Genomic DNA, 14,581 nt, shown 5'->3' with positions numbered 1-14,581 from the left:
ACCCTCCCCTGCTCGTGGCGCTTAACTTGAACGATCGTCCAAAATAAGGCAAGATGAAAAACATGAGCGCGAAATACATTGAAAAACATAGGCAAAGGGCGCCGTCGGCCCGGTCGCTGGAAACCAAGGCGCGGATTTTGGACGCGGCCGAGGCGCTGTTTGCCGAACGGGGATTCGAGGGCGCCTCGATCCGCGACATCGCCACGCGCGCCGGGGTGCAGGTGAGTTTGGTCCACCACCATGGCGGCGGCAAGGAAGAGCTGTTCTTCCAGACCGTCGCACGCCGAGCCGACGAGCTTGCCCGGATCCGGATGCAGGCGCTGGAGGATCAACGTGCGCAAGGCCCTCTGACCCTGCGAGGTATTTTGGACTGTTTCATCCGCCCCTATGTCAGTCTTGCCGAATCCGGCGGCCCGGGCTGGATGGCCTACGGGCGGCTGGTGGCGCATGTGTCGGTCGATCCGCGCTGGCGCCATATTGCGGCCGAGTGTTTCGACCCCACCGCTCAGCTCTTCATCCGTGAGATCGCCGCACTGTATCCGCAGGCCGTCCCGGCGCTTTTGGCCACTGGCCAGGTCTATTCGGTCTCGGCGATGCTGGCGCATCTCAACAGCGCCTGGCGGGTGCAGGCACTGTCACAGGGGGGCGATCTGTCCGGGATCGACCAATTGGTCGAATTCTGCGCCGCGGGGATCGAGGCAATGGTGCACTCGGGCCGCGCTCGGCTCAGTCGATAGCGCGGGCGGTGCCCGAGACGCGCGGGGATTCAAGATTTCGGTCCTCAATTGTCAGTTTGTCGGCAGCTTGGGTGAAGACTCGGGCTTTGGTTGCGCCTTGGATTCTGTGTAGGGGGTGAGCACGGGATAAGCGCTCTGCATCGCTTCGATGGTCTGTGCCCGGAACTGGGTCTGAAACGGGTCGGGCTCGGCGGCGCGCACGGCCTCGGGCGAGAGGTAGAAGCCGACGGTCACGACCGAAACGGCAAAGACCGATCCGGCGGTCAGGGTGGCGAGGGTGTTGGTAATCGCGCGTAGCATGGCATTGATACTCCTGTTGCTGACGGGTTCGGGGTCTTGGGGGTGGCTCAGGCCTTTCGGGCCAGGGCCTGCTTCAGTTGGTCGTTCTCGGCCTGCAGCTGGGCCAATTGGCGGCCAAGCGCGTTCAGATGCGGGCGCAGCTCGGCCTCGGTGAAGCGAGGGGTGATGTGGCGCGGGCAGTTCCAGTCCAGCGCCGCGACATGGATGATCGCCGCGCGTTCGGCCTCGGCCGCGTCAGGGAAAAGGTCGCGCGCGGCCTCGGCCCCTTCGCGAAAGTCCACGCGGCCCAGGATCTTGAGCCTGCGCTGGTTGGCATAGTCCATAAGGATCAGCGCGATCCGGTCATTGCCGTCCAGATTCCCGCGCGAGATATACTGTTTGTTGCCCGTGAAATCGGCATAGCCGATGGTCCGGTCGTCCAGCACCTTCAGAAACCCCGCCGGGCCGCCGCGATACTGGACATAGGGCCATCCGGTCTCGGACACGGTGGATTGATAGAACCAGTCGCGCGCCTCGATGAAGGCCTGCTCGGTGGGGCCGATCAGGTGACCCTGCTGCGGGCCGCCGTCGATGAACTTGGCGTAGGAGGCGGCGGACCCCATCCGCTCTTGATGGGCGCGGACGGCGGGAGTGAAGGTCAGTTCGGAAAAGGCGCGGGGCATGGGGTGCCTCCTTTCACAGGTTCAGATCGGACAGGCCGGGATGGTCGGCGGGCCGTGGCCCCAGGGGCCAGTGAAACAGGCGCTGGGCGTCGGTGATCGGCAGATCGTTCAAGGACGTATGTCGCTAGGCCATCCGGCCATCGGCGGCGAACTCCCAGTTCTCGTTACCGTAGGAGCGGAACCACTGGCCGCTGTCGTCATGCCACTCATAGGCATAGCGCACCGCGATGCGGTTCCCGTCACAGGCCCACAGCTCCTTGATCAGGCGATAGTCCAGTTCCGTGCGCCATTTGCGGGTCAGAAAGGCGTGGATCTGGGCGTGGCCGGTCAGGAACTCGGACCGGTTCCGCCACTGGCTGTCCTCGGTATAGGCCGGGGTCACGATGTCGGGGTTGCGGCTGTTCCAGGCGTCTTCGGCCTGGCGGACCTTTTCGATGGCGGTCTGCGTCGTGAACGGGGGCAGGGGAGGGCGCGGCATGGTCAGGGCCTTCAGGCGAGGGTGGCGGCCAGTAGGGCCACGGTCAGAAGGAAGGGAACATAGCTTGCGGGAAATGGGCTGGCGCGGCGTCGCATCGGTCAAATCCTTTGGGTGTACAGATCAGTAAACTGTGCTGATAAGGTGTACAGATCGGTTAATTTTTTCAACCCTTGGGTCAAAAAAAGTTTTTCGTTCTGGCCTTTGTCATGGAAAATAAGACCTAAAAACAGTGTCTTCATCGGTGTGAATTGCGCCTGCGCGGCAAAGGCATTATGTACTGATCTGTACATGAGGGAGCCGAATCATGCGTCCGAACAAACGGGACGAGCTGGTCCGCAAAGCACTGCAGGTGTTTTACCGCGACGGGTTTCACGCCACCGGAATGGACCGGCTGGTGGTCGAAACCGGCGTGTCCAAGACCTCGATGTACAAGCATTTCCGCACCAAGGAGGAGCTGATCCTGGCGGTGCTGCGCCTGCGGGACGAGAATTTCCGCAACTGGTTCGTGCGCCGGATCGAGGAGCTGGCCGACACCCCCGCCGATCAATTGCTGGCCGCGTTCGATGCGCTGGGCGAATGGTTCCGCGAGGACAATTTCCGCGGCTGCATGTTCATCAAGGCGGGGGCCGAATACCAGGATCCCGACCACCCGATCCATGTGCAGGCCGGAGAGCACAAGCGCCTGCTGCTGGAATATTTCACCGACCTGTGTCGCAAGGCCGGCGCGCGGGACCCGGACAAGCTGGCCTGCCAGCTGCTGCTGTTGAAAGAGGGTGCGATCGTCACCGCCGTGCTGCTGCACAGCTGCGATCCGGCGCGCGATGCGAAAGAGGCCGCGCAGGTCCTTTTGCAGAACGCACTGGCCTGACCGGCCGAAACCCGCTTTAGTGGATCCATGCGCAGAGAGCAGGAGTGTCATGGATCAAGCTGCGGATTTCTTTGAAGAATGCCAAGTTCTCGACCATGCCCTTGAGGGTCTTGGTGCCGTCGATTGGGGCACCGTGACCCAATTCAAGGCCTGGACCATCGACGACGTGCTGGTGCACCTGCATTTCTGGAACCAGATGGCCGACCTGTCGCAGCGTGACCCTGATGCGTTCGGCGCAAGGGTGCAGCAGGTGATGCCGCGCATTCAGGCCGAAGGCTTTCGCGCCACGGAAAACGCCGTGATCCCCGAGCGGGGCCATGACCTGCGGCTGGCCTGGCGCGATCTGTACACCCGCATGGCCTATGACTGGGCCCTTCTGGACCCCAAGGCGCGGGTCAAATGGGTAGGGCCGGACATGTCGGTGCGGTCCTCGATGACCGCCCGGCAGATGGAGACCTGGGCGCATGGGCAGGAGGTATTCGACATTCTTGGCCTGACCCGGCCCGAGACCGATCGGATCCGCAACATCGTCGTGCTGGGGGTGAACACCTTTGGCTGGACCTACACGGTACATGGCCGCCCGGTGCCACCGGTGGCACCCCATCTGCGCCTGATCGCGCCGTCGGGGGCGCTGTGGGAATTCGGCGCGCCCGGTCCCGACCTGATCGAAGGGCTGGCCATCGATTTCGCCCGCGTGGTGACCCAGACCCGGAACGTGGCTGACACCGGCCTGTCGGTGCAGGGGTCGGTCACGCAGGAGTGGATGGCCATCGCCCAGTGTTTCGCCGGCGCCCCGGAAACGCCGCCGCCGCCCGGCGCCCGGCACCGCGTAGGGCATTGACGCCAAAGGACGTTGCGTAGCAGCGCAAACCGACGCGGCGTCACCCGGATTGGCGGAATCGGCGGCGAAAGCTACCCTTTTCGCCAACAGAATTCCGGAGAACCAATCATGTCGCTTTTTACCTCGACCGCTTCCTGGGTCACTGACGAACACCGCATGTTTGCCGAAATGGCCGGACGGTTCATGGATGATGAGTTGGTGCACAACATCGAAGCCTGGGCCGAGCAGGGCGTGGTCGATCGTGATTTCTGGCGGAAGGCAGGGGAAACCGGGCTGATGGCCGGGGCCATCCCCGAGGAATTCGGTGGCGTCGGCGGCGGCATGGGTTTTGATGCGGTCACGATCTATGAGCAGACCTCGCGCGGGGATGCGGGCTGGGGCTATGGCATCCAGTCGATCGTGACCCACTACATCACCGCCTATGGCAGCGAGGATCAAAAGAGCAAATGGCTGCCCAAACTGGCCTCGGGCGAGATGGTCGGCGCGCTGGCCATGACCGAACCGGGCACCGGCTCGGACGTCCAGGCGATCCGCACCACAGCCGAAAAGGATGGCAATTCCTACCGGATGAACGGGTCCAAGATCTTCATCACCAACGGCCAGACCGCCGACCTGATCATCGTGGCTGCCAAGACAGACAAGTCGCTGGGTTCCAAGGGCGTGTCGCTGATCGCGGTCGAGACCGAAGGGGCCGAGGGCTTCCGCCGAGGCCGCAACCTCAAGAAGCTGGGCATGAAGGCCAATGACACGGCTGAGCTGTTCTTCGAGGACGTGAAGGTGCCGATGACCAACCTGCTGGGCTCCGAGGAGGGGCAGGGCTTCTATCAGCTGATGAAGCAACTGCCGTGGGAACGTCTGACCATCGGCATCATGGCGCTGGGCGCGATCGACTTCGCCATCGCTGAAACGGTCAAATACACTCGAGAGCGCAAGGCGTTCGGCCAACGGGTCATGGATTTCCAGAACACTCGCTTCAAGCTGGCGGAATGCAAGACCAAGGCCGAGGTGCTGCGCAGCTTCGTCAATGACTGCATCGGCAAGCTGGAGGCCGGTCAGCTGGACGCGGCCACGGCCTCGATGGTGAAATACTGGGGCTCCGAGGTGCAAAACGAGATCATGCACGAATGCCTGCAGCTGTTCGGCGGCTATGGCTTCATGATGGAATACCCGATCGCGCGGCTTTACGCGGATGCGCGGGTGCAGATGATCTATGGCGGCACCAACGAGGTGATGAAGGAACTCATCGCCCGCTCGATCGACGTCTGACCGGGCGCTCCCGCCCGTCGTCAACGGCCCTTGCGGGCCGCCTCCTCCGGTTGGGGCCGGCCGCGCCCGAGCGATGCTCGGCCGCGGCGGAGGCGGATCGGCTAAGGCAGCTGCCCCTGCAGCCATGCGCGAAACGAGACAAGAGGGGCCGGTTCCGTGCGATTTTGCGGCCAGACAAGATAGTAGTCGCCCAGGCTGACCGGCGGAGCTGCACAGGCCGGAACCAACCGGCCGGCCTCGAGCTCGGATGAAATCAGGTAGCTGGGCAGCAGTGCTACGCCCAACCCATGGATCGTAGCCTGGATCATGGTCGAGAACTGGTCGAACAGCATGCCTCGGACGCCCTCGACAGGGGTGCTTTGCGCGGCGAACCAGCGTTCCCACGCATCGGGCCGGGTATCCAGATGCAGCAGTGGTGCGTCGACCAGCCATTTAGCGTTCGGGGCTTCGGCTGGCAGCAGGGCTGGCGCGCAGACCGGCAGAACCTCTTCGCACATGATCGGCAGATAGTTCACCCCGGCCCAGTCGCGCTGGCCGAAGTGGATGGCTGCGTCGAAGGGTTCGGTGCCGAAGTCGAATGGCTTGAGCCGTGTGCTGAGGTTCATCGTCACTTCGGGGTGGCGTTGCGCGAAATCCTGAAGCCGTGGCGCCAGCCAGTGCATACCGAAGGCGGGCAGGATCGACAGTTGCAAAGAACCGCCGGAAGGGTTGGCCTTCAGCTTCAGTGAGGCCTGCGCCAGTTGCTGCAGCGCTGTTCGGGCGGTTTCCACGTATTCCTTGCCAGCGGGTGTGAGCTGCAGGCGCATTTGGTCGCGCTGGATCAGCGCGACGCCCAGTTGTTCTTCGACGGCCTTCAACTGGCGACTGACTGCGCTTTGGGTGAGCGAGAGTTCATCGGCAGCTGCTGAGGCGCTGCCCAGGCGGTCGACGGCTTCGAGCGCCAACAGGGAAGAAATGGACGGCAGAAATCGACGCGGCGCCAGCATATGACTTTTCCTCATGGCTTCTGGAGGGAATATCACTGGTGGATCCCCCAATCCAATAGCAAAAAGGCGCGGCGGTAGAAAAGTGCAGCGGGGCGATCATGACCATTCAGAACAGTTCGAGCGGATTTCGGCGGGCAGGGAGACTCGACGGGATCGAATTGTCCGAGATCGTCCAAATCTCGGAACGGGCCGCGCAGTTGCGTGCGCAGGGTGTGGACGTGATCGCGCTCAGCACCGGTGAGCCCGACTTTCCCACGCCGCCGCACGTGGTCGAGGCCGCCCACAAGGCGGCGCTGGAAGGCCAGACCCGATACCCCGCCACCGCCGGAACGCCGGCCCTGCGTGCCGCTATCGCGGAACAGGCCGGGGTCGAGCCGGCGCAGGTCATCGTCTCGACCGGGGCCAAGCAGGTGCTGGCCGGCGCGTTCCTCGCGACGCTCGATTCGGGCGATGAGGTCATCACCAACGCGCCTTTCTGGACCAGCTATGCCGACATGGTGAAACTGGCGGGCGGTGTGCCGGTCGTGCTGGATTGTCCGCGCGATCAGGCCTTCAAGCTGACCCCCGAACAGTTGGAGGCGGCGATCACCCCGCGTACCCGCTGGCTGCTGTTGAACACACCGTCGAACCCGACCGGGGCGGTTTACTCTGAGGCCGAATTGCAGGCGCTGGGCGTTGTGTTGGAACAGCACCCGCAGGTCTGGGTAACCTCGGACGAGATCTATCAGCACCTCGCCTATGTGCCCTTCACGCCCTTTACCCAGGCGGTTCCGGCGCTGGCCGACCGCACGCTGACGGTGAATGGCGTGTCCAAGGCCTATTCGATGACCGGCTGGCGCATCGGCTGGGGGATCGGCCCCGCGCCGCTGATCAAGGCGATGGCGGCGGTGCAGGGGCAGATCACCTCGGGTGCCTGTTCCATCGCGCAGGCGGCAGCACTGGCCGCGCTGACCGGCCCGCAGGATCTGTTGGCCGAACGCCGCGAGGCCATGCGCACGCGCCGTGATCTGGTCGTGGCGGGCCTGAACGCCGCCGGGTTGGACTGCCCGGTGCCCGGCGGCGCCTTCTACGTCTTTCCGCAGACGCCCGCTGCGATGCCGTCGGACCCCGAGTTCTGCCGCCATCTGCTGGATCACGAGGGCGTCGCGGTGGTACCGGGGCGGGCCTTCGGCATGCCGGGGCATTTTCGGCTTTCCTTTGCCTATGACACCGATAGCCTGACCCAAGGCCTGCGGCGGATCACCGACGCCACGGCCCAACTCTGACCTGACCGGGGACCCCAGATGGATCGCGCCCAGATCGTTCACGAAAACTTCCTGACCCGCGTCGCCAACCGCGACCTGCCCGCAGGCGCGTCGCCGCGCCCGGGCCTGACTGCGCCCGAGGCGGTCTCGCTGTTCCGCTCTCAGGTCCTCAGCCGCGCGCTGGACCGCACCAGCCGGGCGATGCAGAAGGCGGGGCAGGGGTTCTACACCATCGGCTCGTCGGGGCACGAAGGCATGGCCGCCGTGGCCCATGCCCTGCGCCCGACCGACATCGCCTTTCTGCACTATCGCGACGCCGCCTTTCAGATCGCCCGGGCCGAGCAGGTGCCCGGCCAGCAGATCGCCTGGGACATGCTGCTGAGTTTCGCCTGTTCCGAGGAGGACCCGACCTCGGGCGGGCGACACAAGGTGCTGGGCTCCAAGGCGCTGATGATCCCGCCGCAGACTTCGACCATCGCCAGCCACCTGCCCAAGGCGGTAGGCGCGGCCTATAGCCTGGGCGCGGCGCGGCGGCACGACCCCGAGCACCGGCAACTGCCCGAGGACGGCATCGCCATGTGTTCCTTTGGCGACGCTTCGGCCAACCACTCCACCGCACAGGGGGCGATCAACACCGCCGGCTGGACCAGCGTGCAGTCGATCCCGCTGCCGCTGCTCTTTGTCTGCGAGGACAACGGCATTGGAATCTCGGTCAAGACGCCCAAGGGCTGGATCCAGGCATCGATGGAGCATCGTCCGGGCATCAGGTATTTCCAGGCCAACGGGCTGGACATCTACGAAACCTTCGCGGTGGCGCAGCAGGCGGCCGACTATGTCCGCACCCGGCGCAAACCGGCCTTCCTGCACCTGAAAACCGTGCGCCTTTACGGCCACGCGGGGGCGGATGTGCCCACCACCTATCTCAGCCGCGCCGAGGTCGAGGCCGACGAGGCCAACGATCCGCTGCTGCATTCGGTGCGCCTGCTGGATCAGGCCGGGGCGCTGCCGCCCGATCAGGCGCTGACGATCTATGAGCAGACCTGCGCCCGCACTGACCGCATCGCGGCCAAGGCCGCCACCCGCCCGCATCTGGCCACTGCCGCCGAGGTCGCGGCCAGCCTGATCCCGCCGAAACGCCCCTGCAAGCCTACCAACGGTCCCAGCGCCGAGGCCCGCGCCGCCGCCTTCGGCAGCGACCTGCGCGCGATGGACGACCCGCAGCCGATGGCCCGCCTGATCAACTGGGCGCTGACCGACCTGATGCTGGAACATGGCGAGATCGTCTGCATGGGCGAGGATGTGGGCCGCAAGGGCGGCGTCTATGGCGTGACGCAGAAGCTGCAGGCGCGTTTCGGCCCCGACCGGGTGATCGACACGCTGCTGGACGAACAGTCCATCCTTGGCCTTGCCATCGGCATGGCCCACAACGGCTTTGTCCCGATCCCCGAGATCCAGTTCCTCGCCTATCTGCACAATGCCGAGGACCAGATCCGGGGCGAGGCCGCCACGCTGCCCTTCTTCTCGAACGGGCAGTTCACCAACCCGATGGTCGTGCGGATCGCGGGGCTGGGCTACCAGAAAGGCTTTGGCGGGCATTTCCACAACGACAACTCGCTGGCGGTGCTGCGCGACATTCCGGGCGTCATCATCGCCTGCCCCTCGACCGGGGCGGACGCGGCGCGGATGCTGCGCGAATGCGTGCGCCGTGCGCGCGAGGAGCAGCGGGTGGTGGTGTTCCTGGAACCCATCGCGCTCTACCCGATGCGCGACCTGCATCAGGCGCAGGACGGCGCGTGGATGACCCGCTATCCCGCGTCCGACGAACGCATCGCGCTGGGCGAGGTCGGCGTGCATGGCGACGGCACCGATCTGGCGATCGTGACTTACGGCAACGGCCATTACCTGTCGAAACAGGCGCTGCCCGAACTGGCAGCGGCGGGCCTCAAGACCCGCATCATCGACATGCGCTGGCTGGCGCCGCTACCGGAACAGGCGCTGCTGGAGGCCACCAGGGGCTGCAAGCACGTCCTGATCGTCGATGAATGCCGCCGCACCGGCAGCCAGTCCGAGGCCCTGATGACGCTCATTGCCGAACAAACCGACCTGCCCACCGCCCGCGTGGTGGCCGAGGATTGCTTCATCGCCACCGGCCCCGCCTATGCCGCGCCGCTGCCCTCGCGCGAGGGGATCGTGGCCGCCGCCCTGACCTTGACCGGAGCCGCAAAATGACCCGTACCGCCGTCGTGATCTGCCCCGGCCGGGGCACCTACAACAAGCCCGAGCTGGGCTATCTGCACCGTCACCATTCGAACCGGATGGAGTTGTTCCGCGAATTCGACGCCATCCGCGCCGAAACGGGCCAAGAGGCGGTGACCGCGCTGGACGGCGCGCAGCGATTCTCGGTCAGCAAATATTCGCGCGGCGACGTGGCCTCGCCGCTGATCTACGCCGCGGCGCTGGCCGATGCGCAGGCGCTGTCCGAGGATATCGAGGTGGTGGCCGTCACCGGCAACTCGATGGGCTGGTATATCGCGCTGGCCGCCGCGGGGGCGCTGTCGCCCGAAAACGGGTTCCGGGTGGTCAACACCATGGGCACGCTGATGCAAACCCACCTGATCGGCGGGCAACTGGTCTATCCCTTCACCGGCGACGACTGGCGCGACGACCCGGCCCGAAAGGCCGAGCTGTTGGCCGAAGTGGCGCGCATCAACGCCCTGCCGGAGCATGACCTCGCCCTGTCGATCGACTTGGGCGGGATGCTGGTTCTGGCCGGCAACGAGGCCGGTCTCAAAGCGTTCGAGGCGGCGCAGCCCGTGGTGCTAGAGCGGTTCCCGATGCGGCTGGCCAATCACGCGGCCTTTCACACGCGTCTTCAGGCCCCGGTGGCGCAGGAGGGCCGCCGCCAACTGCCCGCCACGTTGTTCACCCAACCCGACCTGCCGATGATCGACGGGCGCGGCAAGATCTGGTGGCCGGGGGCCACCGACACGGGCGCCCTGTGGGATTACACACTGGGCCATCAGGTGACCGAGCCCTACGACTTCACCCGCGCCGTGCAGACCGCCGCCCGCGAATTCGCGCCCGACCTGTTCATCGTTGCCGGCCCCGGCGCCACGCTGGGCGGCGCGGTGGCGCAGTCACTGGTGCTGGCCAATTGGCGCGGCATGTCCGACAAGGACAGCTTTCAGGCCCTGCAGGCACAGGACCCGTTCCTGATCGCGCTGGGGCGCGAGGATCAAAGACCTCTTGCCATCGGCTGAGCCCTCGGGAAATCTGCACGCGCATTCAAGGACATCCCGCCCATGACCACCGATCCGGAAATCAGCCTGTGGACCAAGACCAGCCGCGAGCGGGTGGATGCCCCGCCCCTGACTGGGTCCGCCACGGTGGACCTCGCCGTGATCGGCGGCGGCTACACGGGTTGCTCGGCGGCGCTGCACGCGGCGCAGGCGGGGGCCTCGGTCTGTCTGCTCGAGGCGCACCAGATCGGCCATGGCGGGTCGGGCCGCAATGTCGGGCTGGCCAATGCCGGGCTGTGGCTTCCGCCGGCCGAGATCCGCGCCCATCTGGGCCGCGAGGTGGGCGACCGGTTGATCGCCCTGCTGGCGCAGGCCCCGGCCGAGGTGTTCCGCCTGATCCGTGACCACGCCATCGACTGCGAGCCGGTGCAGGCCGGAACCCTGCACCTAGCCCATTCGCCAAAAGGTCTGCGCGACCTGCAGACCCGCCACCAACAACTGTCCGCCGACGGCGCGCCGGTCGAACTGCTGTCCGAGCAGGAAACCGCCCGCCGCACTGGCAGCAAGGCGTTTCACGGCGCTATCTTCGATCCGCGCGCCGGGACGATCCAGCCGCTGGCCTACGTGCAAGGCCTCGCCCGCGCAGCGCGGCAGGCCGGGGCGGCGATCCACGCCAACAGCCTGGTGCAGACCCTGCGCCGCGATGGCGAGCTATGGCATCTGGAGACGCCGCAAGGCTTGGTGCGGGCCAAGGCGCTGATCCAGGCCACCAACGCCTATCATGCAGGACTGCCCGACACCCGTCAGGATTATGTGCCGGTCTACTACTTCCAATACGCCACCGACCCACTGCCCGAGGACATCCGCGCCACCCTGCTGCCGGGGGGCGAGGGCTGCTGGGATAGCGGGCTGATCATGACCTCGTTCCGCATGGATCAGGTCGGGCGGCTGGTGATCGGGGCGATGGGCGATCTGGGCCATGCGGGCAGCTTTGCACATCGCGGCTGGATCACGTGGAAACTGGCGCAGATTTTCCCTGCGCTGGCCGACCAACCGCTGAAGGACGGCTGGCACGGGCGCATCGCCATGACCTCGGACCATATCCCGAAGCTGGTGCAGATCGGGCCAAACGCGCTGTCGGCGCATGGCTATTCCGGGCGCGGGATCGGGCCGGGCACGGTGTTCGGCCGCATGATGGCCGACAGCCTGCTGTCGGGCGACCCCGCCCGCCTGCCGCTGCCGCCGGTGCCTGAGCACAGCGAAAGCTGGACAGGCCTGCGCCGCGCCTTCTTTGAGACCGGCGCGACGCTGACGCATCTGGTCAAGGCAAGGGTCTGACCAATCAGACCGAGCGGGTGATCCCGCCATCCACCCGGATGTTCTGCCCGGTGATGTAGCCGCCGCCCTCGGAGGCCAGGAACGCGATGAGCGAGGCGATTTCGTCATAGCTGCGCCCGTAGCGGCCCATGGGGATCTTGGCCTTGAACTCCTCCTTTTCCGGCAGACTGTCGATGAAGCCGGGCAAGACGTTGTTCATGCGGATGTTCTCGGCGGCATATCTGTCGGCGAACAGCTTGGTGAACGCCGCCAGCCCCGCCCGGAACACGCCCGAGGTTGGAAATACCGGGTCCGGCTCAAACGCCGCGAAGGTTGAGATGTTGATGATCGCCCCGCCGCCCTGCGCCTGCATGATCGGCGTCACCAGCCTTGTGGGGCGCACCGCGTTCAGGAAATAGACGTCCATCCCCTGGTGCCAGTCTTCGTCGGTCAGCTCCAGCACCGGCGCGCGCGGGCCATGCCCGGCCGAGTTCACCAGCACGTCGATCCGCCCCCAATGGGACATCGCCGCATCGACCAACCGCTGCAGGTCGTCATTCGACTGGTTCGAGCCGGTCACGCCCACGCCGCCCAGCTCGGCGGCCAGCGCCTCGCCTTTGCCGGACGAGGACAGGATGCCCACCTTGAACCCGTCCGCCGCCAGCCGCCGCGCCGCATCCGCGCCCATGCCGCTGCCGCCGGCGGTGATCAGAGCCACTTTTTCCGTCATCTTTGTTCTCCGTTTCAATCTGCCGCTAAGATGAAGCGTGGCAGGCCGTTTGACCAAACAGTTCTTCTGCCTTATGGCTGTAGAAAATCTACTGTGTGGACTCCATGGCTGCCCTTCCCCCGCTGAACGCCCTGCGCGCCTTCGAGGCGTCAGCCCGTCACCTGAACTTCAGGCTGGCGGCGCAGGAACTGGGCGTCACCCAAGGGGCGGTTGCCCAGCAGGTCCGGGGCCTCGAGGCGCGGCTGGGCACCCTGTTGTTCGACCGTCTGCCACGCGGCCTGCGCCTGACCGAGGCCGGTCGGCGGTTCCACGCGCCCCTGCGCCGCGCTTTCCGTCTGATCGAAGAGGCGGTCGAAGACCTGTCCGGCCAGCGTCAGATCACCCTGTCGGTCACACCCAGCTTTGCTTCGAAATGGCTGGTGCCTCGGCTGGGCGATTTCACCGCGCACCACCCGGATGTCTCGGTGCAGGTCGATGCGCGCGAGCGGCTGGCCGATTTCCAGACGGACGGGGTGGACATCGCGGTGCGGCAGGGCCGCGCGCCATTTGGCGACGGTCTGGTGGCCGAGCCGCTGTTCCCCACCGAATTCGTCGTCGTCGGCAGCCCTGACCTGGCCGCGCAAGTGACATCGGCGCAGGACCTGCTGGCGCATGTAATGCTGAGCGATTCACACGGCCTGTGGCCCCTGTTTCTGGAACGCGCCGGCGTTCAGGGGCGCCCGAGGATGATGAATTTCAGCCAGACCAGCCTGGCCATCGACGCCGCCGTGGCCGGGCAGGGCTTTGCGCTGGCCAATGCGCCACTGGTCGCGGCCGAGCTGACGGCGGGACGGTTGGTGCAACCGCTGGCGCAGGTGCTGCTGGATGATCTGGGGTTCCATATCGTCACCCCGCGCAAGCCACGGCAGCCGGATCTGGTGGCGCTGATGCGCGACTGGCTGCGGGCTCAGGCCTGAAGCGTGGCGGCAATCGCCGCGATCTGGCCCCGCAGCCAGCGATGGGCGGGATCGTTGGCGAACCGCTGGTGCCAGACCATGTAGATCGACACCGGCTGACAATCGAAGGGCAGGGGCGCACAGTCCAGTGCCGCCAAAGGCCCCTGTTTCATCAGCGCCGTGTCGGTCGAGATCAGGTCGCTGCCCTTCACGAAGGCCGGGATCGCGTTGAAATGCGGCAGCGTCACGGTGGGCGGGCGGATCTGGCTTTGATCCACGCCGCGCATCACCGCCCGCGCGTTGCGCCCGTCGGGAAACCGCACCTCGACATGGTCCGAGGTGCAATAGGCGGCCCAGTCGGCGGGCGGGTCGCGGCGTTCGGCGTCGTAGAACACCATCAGCGGGCTGCTCATCAGCAGCTTTTGAAAGATGTCGGGGCCGTCCGGCGGCAGCGGGGTCAGCATCAGCTGGCACCGGTCGCTGCGCAGCAGTTCAGGGTCGGGCACGCCCGAGGGCATGAACCCCAGCCGCAGCCGCACCCCATCGGCCCGCGCTGCGCGCAGCAAGTGCGGAAAGATCAGCTCGCGCGGCATGTCGTTGGTGGCGATCTGGACGGTGATCTCTTCGGACAGCGGGTCAAAGGGCCGCTCGTCGGTCAGGGCACGCATACCGTCCAGCACCCTCTGCACCGGGTCTTTCAGCGCCAGCGCCCGCTCGGTCGCGCGCAGCCCCTGGCCCGACCGCACGAACAGCGGATCGCCCAGCACCTGCCGCAGCTTGGCCAACGTGTGGCTGATGGCCGATTGCGTGACGCCCAGGCGGTCGGCGGCCTTGGACACTGAGTTTTCCTCGAGGATCGTCAGAAAGGTGCGCAGGACCTTGCCGTCCAGATCCGTGAAATCAATTTTCTTCATACCGTTTATGATCCGCCATGAATGGTATTGCTGTTCATGCCGCGCTAGGGGAAGCTTGGCAACA

14 protein-coding genes and 1 pseudogene are annotated in these 14,581 nt (G+C 65.8%); 9 read left to right on the top strand and 6 right to left on the bottom strand.

Going from position 1 to position 14,581, the window contains the following annotated elements; translation table 11 throughout:
- Nucleotides 1-62 precede the first annotated feature (62 nt).
- Complete coding sequence (locus tag ACR0DA_RS10450; protein ID WP_480753862.1) at nucleotides 63-737, top strand: TetR/AcrR family transcriptional regulator; 675 nt, start codon at nucleotides 63-65, stop codon at nucleotides 735-737.
- A gap of 51 nt (nucleotides 738-788) precedes the next feature.
- Here ACR0DA_RS10450 and ACR0DA_RS10445 read toward each other — a convergent pair whose 3' ends face one another.
- The 3 genes and pseudogenes from ACR0DA_RS10445 to ACR0DA_RS10435 form a co-directional block, all read right to left on the bottom strand.
- Nucleotides 789-1,037 carry a hypothetical protein gene (locus tag ACR0DA_RS10445; protein ID WP_174819685.1) on the bottom strand — a complete coding sequence of 83 codons (249 nt, stop codon included), beginning with the start codon at nucleotides 1,035-1,037 and terminating at the stop codon, nucleotides 789-791.
- A 47-nt stretch (nucleotides 1,038-1,084) separates the two neighbouring features.
- Nucleotides 1,085-1,699, bottom strand: coding sequence for a pyridoxamine 5'-phosphate oxidase family protein (locus ACR0DA_RS10440; RefSeq protein ID WP_480753861.1), 615 nt, complete (start codon nucleotides 1,697-1,699; stop codon nucleotides 1,085-1,087).
- Nucleotides 1,700-1,712: 13 nt separating this feature from the next.
- Nucleotides 1,713-2,177 (bottom strand): annotated as a pseudogene (locus ACR0DA_RS10435) (nuclear transport factor 2 family protein).
- Between the two features lie 304 nt (nucleotides 2,178-2,481).
- Here ACR0DA_RS10435 and ACR0DA_RS10430 point away from each other — a divergent pair.
- The 3 genes from ACR0DA_RS10430 to ACR0DA_RS10420 all read left to right on the top strand — a co-directional run bounded on the left by ACR0DA_RS10430 (nucleotide 2,482) and on the right by ACR0DA_RS10420 (nucleotide 5,152).
- Nucleotides 2,482-3,045: a TetR/AcrR family transcriptional regulator gene (locus ACR0DA_RS10430; RefSeq protein WP_005978507.1), complete on the top strand. Its 564-nt coding sequence runs from the start codon at nucleotides 2,482-2,484 to the stop codon at nucleotides 3,043-3,045.
- A gap of 49 nt (nucleotides 3,046-3,094) precedes the next feature.
- On the top strand, nucleotides 3,095-3,886 hold the full coding sequence (locus ACR0DA_RS10425) for a TIGR03084 family metal-binding protein (RefSeq protein WP_170601507.1): 792 nt from the start codon (nucleotides 3,095-3,097) through the stop codon (nucleotides 3,884-3,886).
- A 108-nt stretch (nucleotides 3,887-3,994) separates the two neighbouring features.
- Nucleotides 3,995-5,152 (top strand): acyl-CoA dehydrogenase family protein, encoded by a 1,158-nt coding sequence (locus tag ACR0DA_RS10420; RefSeq protein WP_480753859.1) that lies wholly within the window; start codon nucleotides 3,995-3,997, stop codon nucleotides 5,150-5,152.
- Nucleotides 5,153-5,253: 101 nt separating this feature from the next.
- Here the strand turns inward: ACR0DA_RS10420 and ACR0DA_RS10415 are convergent, their stop codons facing one another.
- Nucleotides 5,254-6,138, bottom strand: a complete 885-nt coding sequence (locus tag ACR0DA_RS10415) for a LysR substrate-binding domain-containing protein (protein WP_480753857.1) — start codon at nucleotides 6,136-6,138, stop codon at nucleotides 5,254-5,256.
- A 98-nt stretch (nucleotides 6,139-6,236) separates the two neighbouring features.
- Here ACR0DA_RS10415 and ACR0DA_RS10410 point away from each other — a divergent pair, with 98 nt between their 5' ends.
- From ACR0DA_RS10410 to ACR0DA_RS10395, 4 genes are read left to right on the top strand one after another with little or no spacing between them, the layout of a single operon-like run.
- Nucleotides 6,237-7,403 (top strand): pyridoxal phosphate-dependent aminotransferase, encoded by a 1,167-nt coding sequence (locus ACR0DA_RS10410; RefSeq protein WP_480753855.1) that lies wholly within the window; start codon nucleotides 6,237-6,239, stop codon nucleotides 7,401-7,403.
- 18 nt (nucleotides 7,404-7,421) lie between these two features.
- Nucleotides 7,422-9,611 (top strand): dehydrogenase E1 component subunit alpha/beta, encoded by a 2,190-nt coding sequence (locus ACR0DA_RS10405; RefSeq protein WP_480753854.1) that lies wholly within the window; start codon nucleotides 7,422-7,424, stop codon nucleotides 9,609-9,611.
- Nucleotides 9,608-10,642 (top strand): ACP S-malonyltransferase, encoded by a 1,035-nt coding sequence (locus tag ACR0DA_RS10400; RefSeq protein WP_170370944.1) that lies wholly within the window; start codon nucleotides 9,608-9,610, stop codon nucleotides 10,640-10,642. The genes ACR0DA_RS10405 and ACR0DA_RS10400 overlap by 4 nt, the downstream gene beginning before the upstream one ends.
- Before the next feature lie 42 nt (nucleotides 10,643-10,684).
- Nucleotides 10,685-11,959, top strand: a complete 1,275-nt coding sequence (locus ACR0DA_RS10395; RefSeq protein WP_480753852.1) for an NAD(P)/FAD-dependent oxidoreductase — start codon at nucleotides 10,685-10,687, stop codon at nucleotides 11,957-11,959.
- Between the two features lie 4 nt (nucleotides 11,960-11,963).
- On the opposite strand, the gene ACR0DA_RS10390 is transcribed toward ACR0DA_RS10395, so the two are convergent.
- A complete protein-coding gene (locus ACR0DA_RS10390) occupies nucleotides 11,964-12,668 on the bottom strand; it encodes an SDR family oxidoreductase (RefSeq protein WP_480753851.1) in 705 nt (234 codons plus the stop codon).
- Between the two features lie 104 nt (nucleotides 12,669-12,772).
- Between ACR0DA_RS10390 and ACR0DA_RS10385 the strand changes: the two genes are divergently transcribed.
- Nucleotides 12,773-13,624 (top strand): LysR substrate-binding domain-containing protein, encoded by an 852-nt coding sequence (locus ACR0DA_RS10385; protein ID WP_170443662.1) that lies wholly within the window; start codon nucleotides 12,773-12,775, stop codon nucleotides 13,622-13,624.
- Here ACR0DA_RS10385 and ACR0DA_RS10380 read toward each other — a convergent pair.
- Nucleotides 13,615-14,517: a LysR family transcriptional regulator gene (locus ACR0DA_RS10380; protein ID WP_170509677.1), complete on the bottom strand. Its 903-nt coding sequence runs from the start codon at nucleotides 14,515-14,517 to the stop codon at nucleotides 13,615-13,617. The two genes, ACR0DA_RS10385 and ACR0DA_RS10380, sit on opposite strands and share 10 nt — an antisense overlap.
- Between the last annotated feature and the right edge of the window lie 64 nt (nucleotides 14,518-14,581).

Source organism: Ruegeria sp. CI8 (genome assembly GCF_056536865.1).
The sequence above is the reverse complement of the archived record's forward strand: the minus strand, read 5'-3'. Positions and strand labels throughout refer to the sequence as shown.

Bases quoted from the DNA above. Each gene is read 5' to 3' on its own strand.
- ACR0DA_RS10450 (WP_480753862.1), top strand. From the start codon at position 63: ATGAGCGCGAAATACATTGAAAAACATAGGCAAAGGGCGCCGTCGGCC.
- ACR0DA_RS10445 (WP_174819685.1), bottom strand. From the start codon at position 1,037: ATGCTACGCGCGATTACCAACACCCTCGCCACCCTGACCGCCGGATCG.
- ACR0DA_RS10440 (WP_480753861.1), bottom strand. From the start codon at position 1,699: ATGCCCCGCGCCTTTTCCGAACTGACCTTCACTCCCGCCGTCCGCGCC.
- ACR0DA_RS10430 (WP_005978507.1), top strand. From the start codon at position 2,482: ATGCGTCCGAACAAACGGGACGAGCTGGTCCGCAAAGCACTGCAGGTG.
- ACR0DA_RS10425 (WP_170601507.1), top strand. From the start codon at position 3,095: ATGGATCAAGCTGCGGATTTCTTTGAAGAATGCCAAGTTCTCGACCAT.
- ACR0DA_RS10420 (WP_480753859.1), top strand. From the start codon at position 3,995: ATGTCGCTTTTTACCTCGACCGCTTCCTGGGTCACTGACGAACACCGC.
- ACR0DA_RS10415 (WP_480753857.1), bottom strand. From the start codon at position 6,138: ATGCTGGCGCCGCGTCGATTTCTGCCGTCCATTTCTTCCCTGTTGGCG.
- ACR0DA_RS10410 (WP_480753855.1), top strand. From the start codon at position 6,237: ATGACCATTCAGAACAGTTCGAGCGGATTTCGGCGGGCAGGGAGACTC.
- ACR0DA_RS10405 (WP_480753854.1), top strand. From the start codon at position 7,422: ATGGATCGCGCCCAGATCGTTCACGAAAACTTCCTGACCCGCGTCGCC.
- ACR0DA_RS10400 (WP_170370944.1), top strand. From the start codon at position 9,608: ATGACCCGTACCGCCGTCGTGATCTGCCCCGGCCGGGGCACCTACAAC.
- ACR0DA_RS10395 (WP_480753852.1), top strand. From the start codon at position 10,685: ATGACCACCGATCCGGAAATCAGCCTGTGGACCAAGACCAGCCGCGAG.
- ACR0DA_RS10390 (WP_480753851.1), bottom strand. From the start codon at position 12,668: ATGACGGAAAAAGTGGCTCTGATCACCGCCGGCGGCAGCGGCATGGGC.
- ACR0DA_RS10385 (WP_170443662.1), top strand. From the start codon at position 12,773: ATGGCTGCCCTTCCCCCGCTGAACGCCCTGCGCGCCTTCGAGGCGTCA.
- ACR0DA_RS10380 (WP_170509677.1), bottom strand. From the start codon at position 14,517: ATGAAGAAAATTGATTTCACGGATCTGGACGGCAAGGTCCTGCGCACC.